Annotated in this window: 14 protein-coding genes and 1 pseudogene; 8 read left to right on the top strand and 7 right to left on the bottom strand. The window is 67.3% G+C overall.

The window, feature by feature from the left end:
- The gene (gene glk / locus DFR29_RS01590) at positions 1-993 is read right to left on the bottom strand and encodes a glucokinase (protein WP_133816799.1); all 993 of its coding nucleotides are present in this window, start codon (positions 991-993) and stop codon (positions 1-3) included.
- 118 nt (positions 994-1,111) lie between these two features.
- Positions 1,112-2,464 carry a GH1 family beta-glucosidase gene (locus tag DFR29_RS01585; protein ID WP_133816798.1) on the bottom strand — a complete coding sequence of 451 codons (1,353 nt, stop codon included), beginning with the start codon at positions 2,462-2,464 and terminating at the stop codon, positions 1,112-1,114.
- A gap of 138 nt (positions 2,465-2,602) precedes the next feature.
- Between DFR29_RS01585 and DFR29_RS01580 the strand changes: the two genes are divergently transcribed.
- The 3 genes from DFR29_RS01580 (at position 2,603) to DFR29_RS01570 (ending at position 5,190) form a co-directional block, all read left to right on the top strand.
- Positions 2,603-3,694, top strand: coding sequence for an ABC transporter ATP-binding protein (locus DFR29_RS01580; protein ID WP_133816797.1), 1,092 nt, complete (start codon positions 2,603-2,605; stop codon positions 3,692-3,694).
- Positions 3,695-3,907: 213 nt separating this feature from the next.
- A complete protein-coding gene (locus DFR29_RS01575; RefSeq protein WP_133816796.1) occupies positions 3,908-4,594 on the top strand; it encodes a hypothetical protein in 687 nt (228 codons plus the stop codon).
- 14 nt (positions 4,595-4,608) lie between these two features.
- A complete protein-coding gene (locus DFR29_RS01570; protein WP_133816795.1) occupies positions 4,609-5,190 on the top strand; it encodes a C39 family peptidase in 582 nt (193 codons plus the stop codon).
- 102 nt (positions 5,191-5,292) lie between these two features.
- Here the strand turns inward: DFR29_RS01570 and DFR29_RS01565 are convergent, their stop codons facing one another.
- The 3 genes from DFR29_RS01565 to DFR29_RS01555 form a co-directional block, all read right to left on the bottom strand.
- On the bottom strand, positions 5,293-7,578 hold the full coding sequence (locus DFR29_RS01565; RefSeq protein ID WP_166653807.1) for a serine/threonine protein kinase: 2,286 nt from the start codon (positions 7,576-7,578) through the stop codon (positions 5,293-5,295).
- A 28-nt stretch (positions 7,579-7,606) separates the two neighbouring features.
- Positions 7,607-8,158 carry an ECF-type sigma factor gene (locus DFR29_RS01560; RefSeq protein WP_133816793.1) on the bottom strand — a complete coding sequence of 184 codons (552 nt, stop codon included), beginning with the start codon at positions 8,156-8,158 and terminating at the stop codon, positions 7,607-7,609.
- Between the two features lie 129 nt (positions 8,159-8,287).
- Positions 8,288-9,109: an outer membrane protein assembly factor BamD gene (locus DFR29_RS01555; RefSeq protein WP_133816792.1), complete on the bottom strand. Its 822-nt coding sequence runs from the start codon at positions 9,107-9,109 to the stop codon at positions 8,288-8,290.
- Between the two features lie 82 nt (positions 9,110-9,191).
- Between DFR29_RS01555 and rluD the strand changes: the two genes are divergently transcribed.
- The 4 genes and pseudogenes from rluD to DFR29_RS01540 all read left to right on the top strand — a co-directional run bounded on the left by rluD (position 9,192) and on the right by DFR29_RS01540 (position 12,117).
- Positions 9,192-10,184, top strand: a complete 993-nt coding sequence (gene rluD / locus DFR29_RS01550; RefSeq protein WP_133816791.1) for a 23S rRNA pseudouridine(1911/1915/1917) synthase RluD — start codon at positions 9,192-9,194, stop codon at positions 10,182-10,184.
- 3 nt (positions 10,185-10,187) lie between these two features.
- Positions 10,188-10,970 (top strand): annotated as a pseudogene (pgeF, locus tag DFR29_RS28925) (peptidoglycan editing factor PgeF); the annotation flags it as partial.
- Positions 10,971-11,045: 75 nt separating this feature from the next.
- Positions 11,046-11,699 carry a DUF4166 domain-containing protein gene (locus DFR29_RS28920; RefSeq protein ID WP_166653835.1) on the top strand — a complete coding sequence of 218 codons (654 nt, stop codon included), beginning with the start codon at positions 11,046-11,048 and terminating at the stop codon, positions 11,697-11,699.
- Complete coding sequence (locus DFR29_RS01540) at positions 11,686-12,117, top strand: thiol-disulfide oxidoreductase DCC family protein (RefSeq protein WP_166653806.1); 432 nt, start codon at positions 11,686-11,688, stop codon at positions 12,115-12,117. Before DFR29_RS28920 ends, DFR29_RS01540 begins: the two co-directional genes overlap by 14 nt.
- 53 nt (positions 12,118-12,170) lie before the next feature.
- On the opposite strand, the gene DFR29_RS01535 is transcribed toward DFR29_RS01540, so the two are convergent.
- Together DFR29_RS01535 and DFR29_RS01530 are read right to left on the bottom strand one after the other, a co-directional pair.
- A complete protein-coding gene (locus DFR29_RS01535; RefSeq protein WP_133816788.1) occupies positions 12,171-12,734 on the bottom strand; it encodes a hypothetical protein in 564 nt (187 codons plus the stop codon).
- A gap of 37 nt (positions 12,735-12,771) precedes the next feature.
- Complete coding sequence (locus tag DFR29_RS01530) at positions 12,772-13,896, bottom strand: saccharopine dehydrogenase family protein (RefSeq protein ID WP_133816787.1); 1,125 nt, start codon at positions 13,894-13,896, stop codon at positions 12,772-12,774.
- A 156-nt stretch (positions 13,897-14,052) separates the two neighbouring features.
- On the opposite strand from DFR29_RS01530, the gene clpB reads away from it, so the two are divergent.
- The gene (gene clpB / locus DFR29_RS01525) at positions 14,053-16,656 is read left to right on the top strand and encodes an ATP-dependent chaperone ClpB (protein WP_133816786.1); all 2,604 of its coding nucleotides are present in this window, start codon (positions 14,053-14,055) and stop codon (positions 16,654-16,656) included.
- The last annotated feature ends 55 nt before the right edge of the window (positions 16,657-16,711 follow it).

Raw genomic sequence — 16,711 nt, 5'->3', positions numbered from 1 at the left:
TCAGCCCTGTGCTGCGCGCCCATCCAAAGCAATAGCTGCCGCACCGAGCAAGCCCGGGTTCGGATGACGCACCGCCACGGTGGGTATCTGCAGCATGGTCGGGGTAAAGCGGCCCTTGGCGTCGAAACGCGCGCGGAAGCCGCCGCGGCGCAGCGTCGGCAGCAGCGGGTCGAGCAGGCCGCCGGCAAGAAATACGCCGTCCCAGGCGCCGTAGGCGAGGACCAGGTCGCCGGCGATGGCACCGAGGATTTCGCCGAACAGTTCGACCGCGCGCACGGCCTGCGCATCGTCGGCCTGGGTGGCGCTGTGCATGACTTGTTCCGGCGTGGTGGCGAGTTTAGGTGCAGCGGCGATGGCGCAGATGGCGCCGTAGAGATTGACCAGGCCGCTGCCGCAGATCACGCGTTCGTTGGAGACGCGGCCGTAGTCGCGGCGCAGCTGTTCGAGGATGGCTATTTCCTCGTCGCTGCCCGGCGCGAAGCTCAGGTGGCCGCCTTCGGTTTCCAGCACGATGGCGCGGCCTTCGCGCAGCAGCAGGGCGCCGACACCCAGGCCGGTGCCGGGGCCGACCACGGCGACGCAGCGGTCGCGGCTGCCGTCGAGCGTGGGCGCGGCCGGCGCGCCGAGGATTTCCAGATCGTCGCCGCGCAGCAGCGGCAGGCAGCGGCTTTGCGCGGCGAAATCGTTGACCAGGCGGACCGAATCCAGATTCAGCTGCTGCGCCACGGCCGCGGCGGAAACGCTCCAGGGCAGGTTGGTCAGGTTCACTTCGCCCGCATCGACGCGGCCGGCAATGGCGAATACGGCCTGGCGCGGCTTGGCGCCGATTTCGTCCAGGTATTTCGCCGCCGCCTCGCCCAGCGACGAATGCGCGGCCGCGCGGTAGCGGCGGATGCTGTCGGTGCGCAGCGGCACCTGGGCCGATTCGCACAGGGCGAAGCGCAGGTTGGTGCCGCCGATGTCGGCGAGCAGGATCAGGTTGGCGTCGGGCATGGTCGGTTCCGGACGGACGGATCGACAAGCATAGCTGCGGCGAGGGAAATCGCGCAGCGATCCCCGCAACGCGCCGCGCGCGGACGAAGCGGCACGGCGCGTCGCCCGCGACTATCGGCTAGCTACCGAGCAAACGTCCCTGGCTCGCAATCACTTCGGCGTAGCATTTCGCGCTGGATTTCAAGGTGCGCTTCTGCGTGGCGAAGTCCACATGGATGATGCCGAAGCGCTTGGAAAAGCCCAGCGACCATTCGAAGTTATCCAGCAGCGACCAGGCGAAATAGCCGCGGATGTCGCAACCGTCGGCGCGCGCCTGGTGGGTGGCGCGCAGGTGTTTTTGCAGATAGTCCACGCGCAGTGGATCGGGCAGTCCGTCGGCTGGCGCAACCGGCGGATCGTAGAAGGCCGAGCCGTTTTCGGTGATGTACAGCGGCGGGTTGCCGTAGCGTTCGCGGATCCAGTTCAGCGTGTCGGTCAGGCCCTGGGGAAACACTTCCCAGCCGGTTTCGCTATACGTGGCCTGGGGCTGGCGCACGGCACTGGCGTACAGCGGCCAGGCCTTGTCGTCATGCCGCGTGACGCTGCGGGTGTAGTAGTTCAGACCGATGAAATCCAGCGGCTGCTGGATCAGTTCGAAATCCTGCGCCGGCCAGTCGGGCCAGGCCTCGCCGAAGATTTCCTTCATTTCCGGCGGATAGTGGCCGCGCAGGGCCGGGTCGAGGTACTGCCGGTTCATGTAGGCGTCGGCGCGCTGGGTGGCTGCCTTGTCCGCCGTGGAATCCGAAGCGGGGTATTTGGGTTCGATATTCACCACCAGGCCGACCTGGTGCTTGCCGATGGCGCGATACGCCTTCACCGCGGCGCCGTGGGCGCGCATCAGGTGATGCGAGGCGATCGGCGCTTCGAAGCGGTTCTTGTGTCCGGGCGCCAGCGCGCCGTGCAGGTAGCCGCCGTCGGTGACGACCCAGGGTTCGTTCAAGGTGGCCCAGAGTTTGACGCGGCCGTCCAGGCGCTGGTAGACGGCGCTGGCGTAGTCGGCAAACCAGTCGGCAATATCCGGATTGAGCCAGCCGCCGCGGTCGTCCAGGGCGGCAGGCAAGTCCCAGTGGTAGAGCGTGGCCATGGGCTGGATGCCTGCCTCGAGCAGGCTGTCGACCAGGCGTTCGTAGAAATCCAGGCCGGCGGCGTTGACCCGGCCGCGGCCCTCGGGCATTACCCGGCCCCAGGCGATGGAAAACCGATAGGCGTTGAGGCCGAGCTGCTGCATCAGCTTTACGTCGCCGGCATAGCGGCGGTAGTGGTCGCAGGCGAGGTCGCCGCTGTCGCCGTCGCGCACCAGGCCGGGTGTGCGGGTAAAGCGGTGCCAGATGCTGGGGCCGGCGCCGTCGGCCAGCGGCGAGCCTTCGATCTGGTAGGCCGAGGTAGCGCAGCCCCAGAGGAAGCCGGCGGGAAATTCGATGGCGGAGGTCATGGCGAACGCTGGTCCCAGGTCGATGAAAACGATTACATTGCAGCATAATGCGGCGCAACGCGGAAGGGCTGCCGGCCCGAGGCGCGACCATCGGACGATACAGGCACTGCGGCGCTGGCGCCGCCAACGGGCAGGCGCATGGCGACGGTAAGTCTGGACGGGGTACGCAAGGTGTATGCAAACGGCCGCGTTGCCGTGGCCGGCGCCAGTTTCGCCATCGCCGAGGGCGAGCTGCTTGTGCTGGTCGGGCCGTCCGGCTGCGGCAAATCGACCCTGCTGCGCATGATCGCCGGACTGGAAGACGTCAGCGCCGGTGAGCTGTGTATTGCCGGTAAGCGCGTCAACGAACTGGCGCCGCGCGATCGCGACATCGCCATGGTGTTCCAGAACTACGCCCTGTATCCGCACATGAGCGTGGCGGAAAACCTGGCCTTCGGGCTGAAGCTGCGCGCTACGCCCAAGGACGAGATGCAGCGGCGCATTGCCACGGCGGCGGCCATGCTGGGTTTGCAATCCATGCTGAAACTGCGCCCGGCCGAGCTTTCCGGCGGGCAGCGCCAGCGCGTCGCGCTGGGCCGTGCGCTGGTGCGCCAGCCCAAGGTGTTTCTGCTCGACGAGCCGCTGTCCAACCTCGATGCCAGGCTGCGCGCGGCGATGCGCGTAGAGATTGCGCGGCTGCACCGCGAGCTGGGTGCAACCATGGTCTATGTCACCCACGACCAGGTCGAGGCGATGACCCTGGGCCATCGCATCGTGGTGATGAACGACGGCGCTATCCAGCAGATCGATACGCCACTGGCACTGTATGCGCGGCCGGCCAATGTGTTCGTGGCGGCGTTTCTCGGCAGCCCCGGCATGAACCTGCTGCGTGGCCGCGTGGCGGCCGACGGCGTGGCGCTGGAGCTGGGCTACGGCCTGCGCCTGGCGCTGGGATCGCGCGAACAGGTGCCGGCGGTAGCGGGCGAGGAGATCGTCGTCGGTCTGCGTCCGGAAGATCTTGCCTGGATTCGGCCCGGCAGCCTGTCGCCGGCGGGTGTGGTCGAGGCGGTGCTCGATCTGGCCGAGCCTGTCGGCAGCGAGACTTTCCTCAATCTGCGCCTGGGCGAACAGGCGCTGGTGGCGCGCATTGCGCCGGGGGAAGTGCCGGCAGCGGGCAGCCGCCTGCGGCTGGCCTATGCGCCGCAGCGCCTGCAGTACTTCGCCGCGGGCAGCGGCGAGCGCTTGGGCTGAGGCGCAGAAGAAAAAATCCCAAAAGACGTTTGTTACTTCGTGCACTACGGCGCTAGCGCTGCAGCAGCCGGCACGTTGGCGGGAATCGCTGCGTTTCCGTGTATTGAATACCTGGGGAGCGTCCATCCGGGGAGCGGGGGCGTCCTGCGTGCGGCCCGATCAGCGCGATTGCGCAGCGGTGTCGCGTCCGTAATGACATCGTAGGAGTGAGCAATGAAAACCAGGTATCTGATTCCGGCGGGCTTTGCCCTGCTGGCCGGCATCGCTTGCGCCGCAAACGCGGCAACACCGGTGGCAGAGGCGGATTTCGCCGCCGCACCGGCGCGCGTGGCCACGCCGGCACGCAGCAGTGCCGAGGCGGCGCTGCACCAGTTCGCGGCGCAGTTCCGCAGCGAAGCGGGCACCTTGCCGCAGGGCTTTCCGCTGGAGCTGGACGATGTGGCGCAGCTGCAGAACGCCAGCCTCGGCTACGGTTTCCAGGTGTATGACGTGGATGCGGCAAGTCTCGCCGGCGGCGCCAGCCTCAGCGATGCAGCGCGGGCGACCGGCACCTGGCGCTTCGCCGTCAGCGTGAACGGCCGCTCGGTCGGCCTGGTGACCATGGTGCAGGACGGTGTGCAATGGCAGGCGGTTTCCTTCGGCGGCGCCGGCCTGGTCAAGGATATGGACGCGGTAGTGCGGGCGCAGGTGCGCGGTGCGCAGCTGCGCTATCTGCGCCTGCCGCAGGCGACGGCGGACTTCATCGAGGTACGCGGCAACGGCACGGCGGCACGCTTCGCGCCGCTGCGGGCGGCGCGCGAATCGCTGCTGCTGGCGCAACGCGGCGGCGACGGCCTGATGGCCGAAGCCGAACTGCTGCCCGAACTGCGCGACGCCGTCGCGCGCAACCTCGATCGCTGAAGCCGGGAGCCTCCATGAAAGCCTTGATCCGTCATGCCGTGCTGGCCGCCTTGCTGGCCGCCAGTGCCAGCAGCAATGCCGCGTACCGTTATCTCAATGTGAACCTTGTCACCCAGGAGCACAGCAACTGGTGCTGGGCCGCCACCGCAGTCGACGTGCTGCGCTGGTACGGCTCCACGCCCAGCCAGTGCGGCGTGGTCAACTGGGCCTACGGCCGCAGCGACGCCTGCGGCAACAGCAATTTCAACTGGAATTCCGGCGCAAATACGGCCAATTCCATGTACGGCACGGGCGGCAGCATCCAGTCCATCCTGTCCAACTGGGGCCTGTCCAGTTCCGGCTATGGGTATGCCTTGAGCTGGAATGCGGTGGTCAGCGACATCAACGCCAATCGCCCCTTCGTGCTGCGGTTCGGCTGGTACAGCGGCGGCGGGCATTTCATCGTCGGCTATGGCTACGACGACCGCAGCGGTACCCAGCGCGTGGCCTATATGAACCCCTGGCCGGGCGAAGGCTTTACCTGGTCCAACTACAACTGGACCGTTTCGGCGCCGTATGACCATACCTGGACGCATACGCTGCGTATGAACCGCTAGGCGAGGGGTGCGCCGGCCGGAGCGGGGAGGGGGCCTGTTGGGTTCCGGCCGGTAGCATCTTGCGCAAGACCAGAAAATCGCATTTGTAGCTTTATTTAATGTTTAGCGAGTCGCCAGCAGCTGCCGCGCCTGCTCGATCTGGTTGGCGCGGCAGTCGGGGCTGTTGCCCAGGTGGTCCAGTGCGGCAGCGAGCAAGGCTTGGCCCTCGCTGCGGCGGCCGGCCTGGGTCAGGGCCAGGCCGCGGCCCAGCTGGAGGATGGTCAGGCGCTGGTGTTGCGGCGCATAAAGCGGCTGGGCTGCAGCGATGGCACGGTCGAACAGAGGGATCGCCCAGGCATAGCGGTGCTGCGCCAGGGCCAGGTCGGCGCGGTTTTCCAGCACGATGGCCTTGACGAACGGCGTTGTTGGGCCGGATGCATCGAGGATGGCGTCGGCTTCGTCGAGTGCCTGCGCCGCGCCGGTGGTATCGCCCTGGCGCAGCAAGGCCATGCTGAGTACAGCCAGGCTCATCGCATGCCAGGGATGTTGCTCGCCCAGTTCGCGGGCACGGCCCTGCGCGGCCTGGCGCAGCCAGCTCGCGCCTTCGGCCTGGCCGGCGCAAGTCAGGGCGAAGCCCAGGTCGTGGGTTACCGTCAGCGTGGTCGGGTGCGCCGCGCCGTAGCGGTGGGACAGCTGCCGCTGCAGTTCGCGCAGCAGTACGACCGCTTCGTCGTAGCGGCCCAGCCCGACCAGGGCGGTTTCGATCGCGATATGCGTTTCCAGGGTGAATGCGTGATCGGCGCCGCGTACGCCCGCATACAGTTCGCGCGCACGCCGCGCGTGCTGCAGGGCGGCGTCGAAATGCCCCAGGCGCGATTCGCACAGGCTCAGGCCCATGTAGGTATCGGCCTGCGAGGCGGGCGTCATCTGCGCGGTGCGCGGCAGCAAGGCCAGATAGCGCGCTTCGCACAGGGCGAATTCTTCACGCAGGAAGGCGGCACGGCCGATCTGGTTGTCGATGTCGGCGACCAGCTCGGCGCGGTCGCCCAGCGCTGCAAGGGCATCGCTGCGCAGGACGTGCAGGTCGGCTTCGTTCTGGGCCAGGCCGGCGGCGCCGATGCGCACTTGGCTCAGGCTCAGACGCGCCTGCAGCACGCTGACATGCGTAGCCCCGCGCACCTGGCCCAGGCGGGCGATGGCACGGCCCAGGGCGACTTCGGCCAGGTCGTAGCGGCCCAGGCCGGCCAGCGAGCGGCCCAGGCTCAGGTCGATTTCGCCGGCCACTTCGGGCATGCCGGACAGGCGCTGCTCGACCTTGTCCAGCGCGCCGGCCATCAGCTCGGCCACGCGAATGTCGCCACTGCCGCGCTGCAGCGGATCGGCGCCGGGCAGGAAATCCTCGTTGATGAAGCGGTTGACTGCCTGGGCCACTTCGCGCGCCTGTTCGGCCGCATCGCGTTGGCGCGCCAGCTTGAGCATGAAGCCGGCGATGATGGCGACAAAGGCCAGCACCAGCAGGCCGGCGGCGAGCGAACCCAGTGGATAGGCCTGCAGCAGCAGGTGTGCCCTGTGCGCCAAGTGCGGCGGCCGCGCACTGACCGGCTGGTAGGCCAGCAGGCGTTTGAGATCGGCTTGCAATGCGGAAACCGTGGCGTAGCGCCGCGCCGGATCGTCGGCCATGGCCTTGGCCACGACAGCGGCGAGATCGCGCGGCGCGGCCGGGCTGTTGCCGGCGGCCAGCACGTCGTGCAGCAGCCGGCCCAGCTGCCAGATGTCCGAGGCGACCTGCGGCGCGGCGCCGGCCAGTTGTTCCGGGCTGGCATAGCCGGGGGTGAAGGCGCGTTGCGCCGTGCTGTCGGTCACCAGGGTGGCGATGCCGAAATCCAGCAGCTTGGCGCGGCCGTCCGCATCGACGCGCACGTTGGCCGGCTTGATGTCCCGGTGCAGCAGCAGCCGGCCATGGGCGAACTGCACAGCATCGACGACGGGCAGCAGCAGTTGCACGCGTTCGCGCCAGCCCAGGCCCTGTTCGGCGGCGTGCTGGTCGATGGTTGTGCCCTCTACGTATTCCATCGCAAACCAGAGGTGGCCGTCTTCGCCATGGCCGCCGTCGAGCAGGCGGGCGATATGCGGATGGCGCAGTCCGGCCAGAATCTGCCGCTCGTGCCGGAACAACTGCAGCGCGACGGCGTCGAGCCGGCCCAGCGGCAGCCATTTGATGGCGACGTCCTGTTCGTATTCGCCGTCGGCGCGGGCGGCGAGATAGACGATCCCCATGCCGCCGCGGGCGATCTCGCGAGCGATGCGGAACGGCCCCAGCGTGCGGCCGGGCGCCAGTTCGGCCAGGCCGGCCGAGCGCAGCAGGCTGCGCACCAGCGCGCCCTGCAGCAGTTGGCCTGGTTCGAACATGCGCTCGATCAGGCCGGCCATTGCCGGGCTAGGCCGCCAGCAGGTTCTGCAGGCGTTCCCGCGCCTGCGCCCAGAGGCGTTGCACCGAGCGCAGCGGCATGCGCAAGGCTTCGGCGGTCTCGACTTCGGTCAGTCCGCCGAAGATGCGGCAATCGACGATGCGCACCATGCGCTCGTCTTCGCGTCCGAGTTGTTGCAGTACCGAGTCCACGCCGATGAGTTCTTCCGCTTCGCGGTCGGCGGCGAGTTCGTGCTGGTCCAGCGTGGTGTGTTCAGCGCCGCCGCCGCGCTTGGCCGCCATGCGGTCACGGGCATGATTGACCAGGATCTGGCGCATGGCACGGCCGGCCAGGGCGAGAAAGTGCGAGCGGCTGCCGATGCCGTTCTCGCCGCTGTTGCTGGCGATGCGCAGGTAGCACTCGTGCACCAGCGCAGTGGCATTCAGGGTGTTGGGCCGGCCCGAGGTGCTGGCGCAGCGGGCCAGCCGCAGCAGATCGCCATACAGCAGGGCGACGACCTGTTGCCAGGCTGCGTCGTCACCGGCGTGGGCCTGTTCGAGCAACAGCGTGATTTGACTCATGAAACTTCCCCCGGTCGGAAGCGTTTGCCTGCGGGGGCTATAGATCCTCCCGAAACAATGCGCAGGCAGAGTCTATCGCCTGCGCAACATTTCGGGGATGCATAAGGACCGCGGCCGTGGCCGCGGCAATCAGCCGCGCTCGGTGAACGGAATCAGGCGCTTCCAGCTCTTCCGCTTGGGCGGGTACTTGCCCTGCAGATACGGGTGTTCCGGATAGTTCAGCTCCAGCACGCGCTTGGCGTCGGTACTGAGCTTGTCCTGGCCCAGGCGCGCATACGACTCGGCCAGCACGGCCAGGGCGTCGCCGGCCTGCGGCGTGCGCTGGTAGTTTTCGATGATTTTCTCGGCGCGGTTGGCGGCGGCCACATAGGCCTTCTGGCGCAGATAGAACAGGGCGACGCCGATTTCCGCCTGGGCCATGTTGTTGCGCAGGTAGATCATGCGCTGGCGGGCATCGTTGCTGAAGCGGCTGTCGGGATAGCGCTTGATCAGTTCGCTGAAGTCTTCGAACGACTGCAGGGCGAAGGCCTGGTCGCGCTTGGTCTCGTCGCGGCTGATATAGCGCTCGAGCAGGCCGTTGGACCGGTTGAAGTTGATCAGACCGCGCAAGTAGTAGGCGTAGTCGATGTGTTTGTGCGTGGGATAGGTCTTGATGAAGCGGTTGATCGCGGAGTAGGCCTCTTCCTCCTTGTGGTCCTTGTACTGGGCGTAGGCCAGTTCCAGCTGTGCCTGTTCCGTATAAGGGCCGAAGGGAAAGCGCGCGATCAGTCGTTCATAAGTACGGGCGGCGCGTTCGAGGTTATTGTTTTGCAAGGCCTCTTTGCCCAGGGAGTAGACCTGGTCCACCGGCAGGGTTTCGATCGGATCGCCCTTCTTGCCACTGCGCGAGCAGGCGCCCAGCGCCAGCAGTGCAACAAGCAGGGTCAGTCGGATCAGCAAGGAAACTCGCATGGTAGGGCCACGCTCTGCGAAAATGCGGGCCGCGATCATAGCCCAAAGAATCGAGCCTCGCCCCGGCCAGGCAAAACCCCGCATGAATGAATCCTCTGCTGTCCTTACCGTTGAAATTCCGTTCGAACACGCGGGCCGCCGCTTCGATCAAGTGCTGGCCGAGCTGTTTCCGGACTATTCCCGCTCGCGTCTGAGCAGCTGGATCAAATCTGGCGATGCCTTGCTCGACGGTGCCCTGGTGGCGCCGCGCCAGCTGGTCAAGGGCGGCCAGCGCATCAGCCTGGTGGCCGTGGCCTCGCAAGAGGTGCCGATGGCGCCCGAGGACATCGAGCTGGACATCCGCTTCGAAGACGCCGACGTGCTGGTGATCAACAAGCCCGTCGGCCTGGTGGTGCATCCGGGCGCCGGCAACCCGGCCGGCACTTTGCAGAACGCGCTGCTGCACTACGATGCCAAGCTGATCGAGATTCCCCGCGCCGGCATCGTGCACCGCCTGGACAAGGACACTTCCGGCCTGATGGTGATTGCGCGCAGCCTGCGTGCCCACACCACCCTGGTGGAACAGCTGTCCGAACGCGCCATGCACCGCCAGTACGAGGCCCTGGTCATGGGGCCGATGATTTCCGGCGGCAGTGTCGATGCGCCGATCGGCCGCCATCCCAAGGACCGGGTCAAGCAGGCCGTGGTCGACGAACCGGCCGGCCGGCCGGCGGTGACGCACTACCGCGTGCGCGAGCGCTTCCGCGCCCACACCCTGGTGCAATGCAACCTGGAAACCGGCCGTACCCACCAGATTCGCGTGCATATGTCGCATATCCGCCATCCGCTGGTGGGCGACATCATGTACGGCGGCGGCTTGCGCCTGCCCAAGGGGGCTACGCCGGAGCTGACCGAAGTGCTGCGCGGCTTCAAGCGCCAGGCCTTGCACGCGGAGAAGCTGGAATTCACCCATCCGGTCGGCGGCAAGACGATCTCGGTCGAGGCCGAACGTCCGGCCGACCTGGCGGCGCTGGTCGTGGCCTTGCGCGGCGATACCAAGGTCAACGGCGAAGCCGACAATGCGAAGCGGCGCTAGACCATGACGACAGCCGGCGGTCTTGTGCATCGGGCCGGCGGCTTGTTGATTCCTGCCTGGGAGCTGCCTCCCGGCGTGCGGGCAGCGGTGACGACGCGCCGGCTCGCCGGTGTTTCGCCGTCGCCGTTCGATTCGGGCAACCTGGGTTCGCGCTGCGGCGATGCGCCGGCCAATGTGGTGGCGAATCGTGTCGTGCTACGCCACACCCTCGCCTTGCCGTCCGAGCCGGTCTGGTTGCGCCAGGTGCACGGCGTTGCCGTGCATTCGGTGGCGCAGCAGGGCAACCCGGATGGCGACCATCACGACGATCCGGTCGCCGACGCGGCCTATACCAACCGCCCCGGCCTGGTCTGCCTGGTGCAGACGGCCGACTGCCTGCCGCTGCTTATCTGCAGCGACGATGGGCGCGAAGTCGCTGCCGTGCACGCAGGCTGGCGCGGGCTGGCCGCCGGTGTGATCGAGGCGACCCTGGCCCGCTTCGAGGCGCCGGCCGCGCAGTTGCGCGTCTGGCTGGGGCCGGCGATAGGGCCGGCGAGCTACGAAGTGGGCGAGGAAGTGCGCGCTGCCTTTGTCGCCCACGATGCCACTGCGCACAGGGCGTTCAGCGAGACGCGGCCCGGCCACTGGCTATGCGATCTGTATGAACTGGCGCGGCAGCGCCTGGCCGCCGTAGGCGTCGACGCTGTCAGCGGCGGCGGCTTCGACACGTTTACCGACCCGCGCTTCTATTCGCACCGGCGCTCGCGGCCGACGGGACGTTTCGCCAGCCTGATCTGGATCGAGCCGCTGGCGTCGGCACAGCCGGCGCAGCATACGGCAAGGCCAACTGCGCTCGCGGCGCATCGGCGCGCGACCCGGCTGATGTTCCCGCGCCTGCTCGGCAGCGCCTTCGCCAAGCTGCCCAGGACGGTGCAGGCGCTGCATCTGCGCCGGGGTCTGCAAACATTCCAGGGTGCGGCGACGATACGCCGCGGCAGTCATTGGCTGGCGAGGCTATGCGGACGGGTCACCGGACTGCCGCCCGCCATGCAGGATGCGCCGCTGTGCGTGGAAATCACCGCGACGCCCCGGCGCGAACACTGGCTGCGCAATTTCGACGGCCATCGCATGGGTTCGGCGATGTGGAAGCGCAAAGGCCGTCTGTGCGAACGTCTTGGCCTGGTCACCTTCCATTTCCGCCTGTCGGTGCAAAACGCTGCGCTGGTCTGGACAGTGGACCGCGTACGGGCGCTGGGTCTGCCCTTGCCGGCCAGCTGGTTCTCTGGCGTGAAGGCGCGCGAGTTCGAACGCGACGGACGCTATTGCTTCGAGGTCGCCGCCGCGCTGCCGCTGGCGGGCGAACTGGTTCATTACAGCGGCTGGCTCGATGCCGATCCGGCCTGGGTCGAAAACGAATGGCCCGACCAGCCCCTCGCCGATGAGGCTCGCGACGACTACGACAGTAGCGACGACTACGACAGCGAGCGCCACGGCAATGCCGATAGTGGCGACGGTGGTGGCGATGGCGGCGACTGAGCCTGTGCCTGTGGACAACGGCGGCGCGCCGGTCGTCGTGTTCGACGGGGTCTGTCGCCTGTGCAGCGGCTGGGTGCAGTTCCTGCTCAGGCATGACAAGGCTGGTCGTATCCGCTTTGCGCCCATGCAGTCGGCCAGCGGCCGCCGCTTGCTGCAGCAGCACGGGCTGGATGCGGACGATCCTTTGTCGTTCCTCTGGATCGACGCCGGCCAGGGATATCGCGACAGCGATGCGATCCTGCGCATCGTCGACAGCTTCGGTGGTGCCTGGCGCCTGCTTCGTGCGCTACGGCTGGTGCCGCGACCGCTGCGCGATGCGGGCTACCGCTTGGTCGCGCGCAACCGCTACCGCTGGTTCGGCCGGCGCGATACCTGCCTGCTGCCCGATGCGGCGACGGCGCCGCGCTTTCTCGACTGACAACGACGGAAGCCCCTTGGGCGGAGCTTCCGCCGTGGTGCGGCGACGTCCGCTCAGCCGTCGGACCTGCCGCAGTTGCGCGTTGAGCTGCCGGTACCCAGCAGCTGGTTGTTCGCGTCGAGCACGGTTACGCCGATCTGCAGCAACTGGCTGCCGCCGTTTTCCTGCGGACAGCGAAAGGTACAGGTCGAGCGGTTTTCGCAGGGCGAGGGAATCACCACGCTGGAATGCGGCGGGCCTTCGGCGTACGACCAGTTCCAGCTGTATTTGAACGGCGTCGGCGAACCGGGCTGCTGGCGAAGGCGAAGCAGATGTTGGTGGTCGAGCAGTCCAGACTGACCGAGGCGAAGGCTGCGCCGGGCAGCGTCAGGGCCAGCGCCAGCAGGGTAGTGCGAAACAGATTCATGGCTTTCGCCAACTCGACGGGGATAGACCCGCGCCGGCCAGCGTAATGACGGCGCCGACGCGGGCGATGCGCGTTCGGCTGCGGTGAGAGCGGCGCGCTGCCGGACGGGCCGGATTGGTTCCGGACCAACCAAGCTATTCGCAAAAACCGCGGCGATGTGATCAAGTTCACTTCGCTTCAACAGCGCAGTTTGGGAAAAAGCGGTTTCCACATCGTGCATCGATAGGGCGTGGAATGGCTGCCGGCTGTCAGCGCAGCCGGGTTTCGATCGCGTACGGCTGGAGCGAGCGCAGGCATTCGGCTAGCGTGAACAGACCGATGCAGGGCAGCGCGCCGCGCACGGCAAGCTCGCCACGGGCAAGTTTGATCGCGACGACGACGGCGGCCGTCGCCGGAATCTGCGGGCCGTCGCCGTCGCGGGCGATGATTTCCCAGCAGCGCTCGTGCGCGCTGCCGCTATTGCCCACGCCGCTCAGTGCGACGTGCATGGCGCCTTGCTCGCTGCCGTCCCGGGCGAACCATTCGCTCAGGCGCTTGAGCGTGGGCGCGTGGCGGGCCAGGTCGCGCACCAGGCCGGCTCGCACCAGCCAGGACAGCAGCCAAAGGCCGAAATGCAGGTGTTTGAGTTCCAGCCCGGCGCGAAAACGCAGATGCTGCAGCGGGCCGTAGCGCGGTTCGAACAGCGCAAGGTCCGGCACGTCGCAGGCGGCCAGCCAGCGCGGCCCCACCGGCGTTGCGTAGACGTGCCGTTGCAGGGCCTGCCAGCCGTATACCGCCACCGGCCGCGCGTGTTCGCGCCAGGGCAGGGGGCGGCCGACGTAGGACAGGATGGCCGCGACGGTGGCGAGCCCGCGCTCGGTACGGTTGCCCGGGCTGATGCCGATGTCGATGCCGTCCAGGCGCGAGAATTCGCCACGGCACTGGTCGACGACGGCAGCCGACAGGCCCGGCACGGTGCTGGCGCCGGTGACAGCAAGGCGGTCGTACTTGCGGGCCAGCGCATCCAGCGCCGGGCCGAAGCCGAGCACGTAGTCGCGGCCGTCGGCGAGATCGACGTAGTGCGCGCCGGCTTCCAGGCAGGCCTGCGCGATCGCATAGCCCTGCTGCTGGAACGGTCCGGCGCAGTGAATGACGAGCTGAGGCCGTTCGCGTTGCAGTAGCGCTGCGAAGCCCGCGGTGTGAGCATCCACGAGGACGGGGACGAGTTCGGCAAGGCAGTCCGGATCGGCGCGGCAGCGCACGGCCAGGGCCTGGGCGCGACTTGCATCGCGACCGGCCAGCAGCAGGCGCCAGCCGTTCTGCCGCGCCAGGCGTTGCGCGATGCGCGTGCCGAACAAGCCGTAGGCGCCGAGCAGCAATACGGTCCAGGACATAAGCGACGTCGCCGCAAAAACGCCATGGTAACCGCGCCGTGCCAACCGCCTGCAATGCTGCCGGGCGCCACACCTGTGCTTGAATCGGCGCGCCGCGGCCTTATTCATGCGCCATCGCCGGGATTACCCGGCCTCCTTCTTTCCTCCGGGTGACCCATGCGTCTGGACAAGTTCACATCGCGTCTGCAACAGGCCCTGGCCGATGCGCAAAGTCTTGCGCTGGGCCGCGACCACAACATGCTGGAACCGCTGCACCTGATGGCGGCCCTGCTCGACCAGCAAGGCGGTTCCACCGTGCCGCTGCTGAGCCAGGCTCAGGTCAATGTGCCGCTGCTGCGCCAGCGCGTGGCCGAGGCCGTGCAACGCCTGCCGCAGATCAAGGGGCAGGAAGGCAATATCAACATTTCCAGCGATCTCAACCGCCTGCTCAACCTGTGCGACAAGCTGGCGCAGCAACGCGGCGACCAATTCATTGCCAGCGAACTGTTCGTGCTGGCTGCGCTGGATGACAAGGGCGAACTGGGCACGGCGCTGAAGGCCGCCGGCGCGAACAAAAGCAATGTCGCTGCGGCGATCGACAAGATGCGCGGCGGCGAAAAAGTGCAGAGCGAAGGCGCGGAAGAGCAGCGCCAGGCGCTGGAAAAATACTGCGTCGACCTGACCGCGCTGGCCGAGAGCGGCAAGCTCGATCCGGTCATCGGTCGCGACGAGGAAATCCGCCGCACCATCCAGGTATTGCAGCGGCGCACCAAGAACAATCCGGTGCTGATCGGCGAGCCCGGCGTGGGCAAGACCGCCATCGTCGAAGGACTGGCCCAGCGCATCGTCAATCACGAAGTGCCGGAAAACCTGCGCGACCGCCGCGTGCTGAGCCTGGACATGGGTGCGCTGATCGCCGGGGCCAAGTTCCGCGGCGAATTCGAGGAGCGCCTCAAGGCCGTGCTCAGCGACCTGTCCAAGCAGGAAGGCCGGGTGATTCTTTTCATCGACGAGCTGCACACCATGGTCGGCGCGGGCAAGGCCGAAGGCTCGATGGACGCGGGCAATATGCTCAAGCCTGCGCTGGCCCGCGGCGAGCTGCATTGCATCGGCGCGACCACGCTCGATGAATATCGTAAATATGTGGAAAAAGACGCTGCGTTGGAGCGGCGCTTCCAGAAGGTGTTCGTGGGCGAGCCCAGCGTCGAGGACACCATTGCCATCCTGCGCGGGCTGAAGGAGCGCTACGCCGTACACCACGGCGTGGAGATCACCGACCCGGCGGTGGTCGCCGCTGCCACGCTGTCGCACCGCTATATCGCCGACCGCCAGCTGCCGGACAAGGCCATCGACCTGATGGACGAGGCGGCCTCGCGCATCCGCATGGAGATCGATTCCAAGCCCGAGGAAATGGACCGGCGTGAGCGCCGCCTGATCCAGCTGAAGATCCAGCGCGAAGCGCTGAAAAAAGAGAAGGATTCCGAATCGATCCAGCGCCTGGCCGACCTGGAAAAAGACATTGCCGTGCTGGAGCGGGAGTTCTCCGACCTGGAAGAAGTGTGGAAATCGGAAAAAGCCACGCTGCAGGGCGCTACCCGCATCAAGGAGCAGATCGAGCAGGCGCGCCTGGAGCTGGAAGCGGCGCAGCGCCATCAGGATTTCGCGCGCATGAGCGAAATCCAGTATGGCCGCCTGCCCGAGCTGGAAAAGCAGCTCAAGCTGGCGCAGGAAGCCGAGAACGTCGGCTTTACCCTGCTGCAGGACAAGGTCACGGCCGAGGAGATCGCCGAGGTCGTGGCGCGCTGGACCGGCATTCCGGTCAGCCGCATGCTCGAAGGCGAGCGCGAAAAACTGCTGCGCATGGAAGCCGAACTGCACAAGCGCGTGGTCGGCCAGGACGAGGCCGTGCGTGCGGTCAGCGATGCGATACGGCGTGCCCGTGCCGGGCTGTCCGATCCGAACCGGCCGTCCGGCTCTTTCCTGTTCCTCGGACCGACCGGCGTGGGCAAGACCGAACTGTGCAAGGCCCTGGCGGATTTCCTGTTCGATGCCAGCGATGCGATGGTGCGTATCGACATGTCGGAATTCATGGAAAAACATTCGGTGTCGCGCCTGATCGGCGCGCCGCCGGGCTATGTCGGCTACGAGGAAGGCGGCTACCTGACCGAGGCGGTGCGGCGCCGCCCGTACAGCGTGATCCTGCTCGACGAAGTGGAAAAAGCGCATCCGGACGTGTTCAACGTACTGCTGCAGGTGCTCGACGACGGCCGCCTGACCGACGGCCAGGGCCGCACCGTGGATTTCCGCAACTGTGTGATCGTGCTGACCTCCAATCTCGGTTCGCAGCTTATTCAAGAGGCGGCGAGCATCGGCGGCGAGGAAGGCTATACCCAGATCAAGGCTGCGGTAATGGGCGTGGTGCAGGCGCAGTTCCGTCCCGAATTCATCAACCGGCTGGACGAGATCGTGGTGTTCCGCCCGCTGGAGCAGGCGCAGATTCGCGCGATTGCACGCATCCAGACCGCCGGGCTGGCCCGGCGCCTGGCCGAACGCCAACTGCGGCTGGAAATCAGCGACGCGGCGCTGGACCTGCTCGGCCAGGCTGGTTTCGACCCGGTATACGGCGCGCGGCCGCTCAAGCGGGCGATCCAGCAGCAGTTGGAAAACCCGTTGGCGCGGCAGATCCTGGAAGGCCGTTTCGGCAGCGGCGAGACCGTCACGGTAGACGCCCACGGCAGCCAGCTGGTGTTCGGCCACACGGGTGCTACGGCAGCGGCCTGAGACGCCGTCCGGCCGAAATTGCTTGAAAACCCCGCGCCGGTCCGCACAATGCGGG

Origin of the sequence: Tahibacter aquaticus, from assembly GCF_004363655.1 — a bacterium.
GTDB classification, from domain to species: Bacteria; Pseudomonadota; Gammaproteobacteria; order Xanthomonadales; family Rhodanobacteraceae; genus Tahibacter; species Tahibacter aquaticus.
Note: the sequence above shows the minus strand (reverse complement) of the source record. Positions and strands in the feature narration are given on the sequence as shown.

Coding starts and splice junctions, on each gene's coding strand:
- DFR29_RS01580 (WP_133816797.1), top strand. CDS start 2,603: ATGGCGACGGTAAGTCTGGACGGGGTACGCAAGGTGTATGCAAACGGC.
- DFR29_RS28920 (WP_166653835.1), top strand. CDS start 11,046: ATGTTCCCGCGCCTGCTCGGCAGCGCCTTCGCCAAGCTGCCCAGGACG.
- DFR29_RS01530 (WP_133816787.1), bottom strand. CDS start 13,896: ATGTCCTGGACCGTATTGCTGCTCGGCGCCTACGGCTTGTTCGGCACG.
- DFR29_RS01570 (WP_133816795.1), top strand. CDS start 4,609: ATGAAAGCCTTGATCCGTCATGCCGTGCTGGCCGCCTTGCTGGCCGCC.
- DFR29_RS01565 (WP_166653807.1), bottom strand. CDS start 7,578: ATGTTCGAACCAGGCCAACTGCTGCAGGGCGCGCTGGTGCGCAGCCTG.
- DFR29_RS01540 (WP_166653806.1), top strand. CDS start 11,686: ATGGCGGCGACTGAGCCTGTGCCTGTGGACAACGGCGGCGCGCCGGTC.
- DFR29_RS01585 (WP_133816798.1), bottom strand. CDS start 2,464: ATGACCTCCGCCATCGAATTTCCCGCCGGCTTCCTCTGGGGCTGCGCT.
- glk (WP_133816799.1), bottom strand. CDS start 993: ATGCCCGACGCCAACCTGATCCTGCTCGCCGACATCGGCGGCACCAAC.
- rluD (WP_133816791.1), top strand. CDS start 9,192: ATGAATGAATCCTCTGCTGTCCTTACCGTTGAAATTCCGTTCGAACAC.
- DFR29_RS01560 (WP_133816793.1), bottom strand. CDS start 8,158: ATGAGTCAAATCACGCTGTTGCTCGAACAGGCCCACGCCGGTGACGAC.
- DFR29_RS01575 (WP_133816796.1), top strand. CDS start 3,908: ATGAAAACCAGGTATCTGATTCCGGCGGGCTTTGCCCTGCTGGCCGGC.
- DFR29_RS01555 (WP_133816792.1), bottom strand. CDS start 9,109: ATGCGAGTTTCCTTGCTGATCCGACTGACCCTGCTTGTTGCACTGCTG.
- clpB (WP_133816786.1), top strand. CDS start 14,053: ATGCGTCTGGACAAGTTCACATCGCGTCTGCAACAGGCCCTGGCCGAT.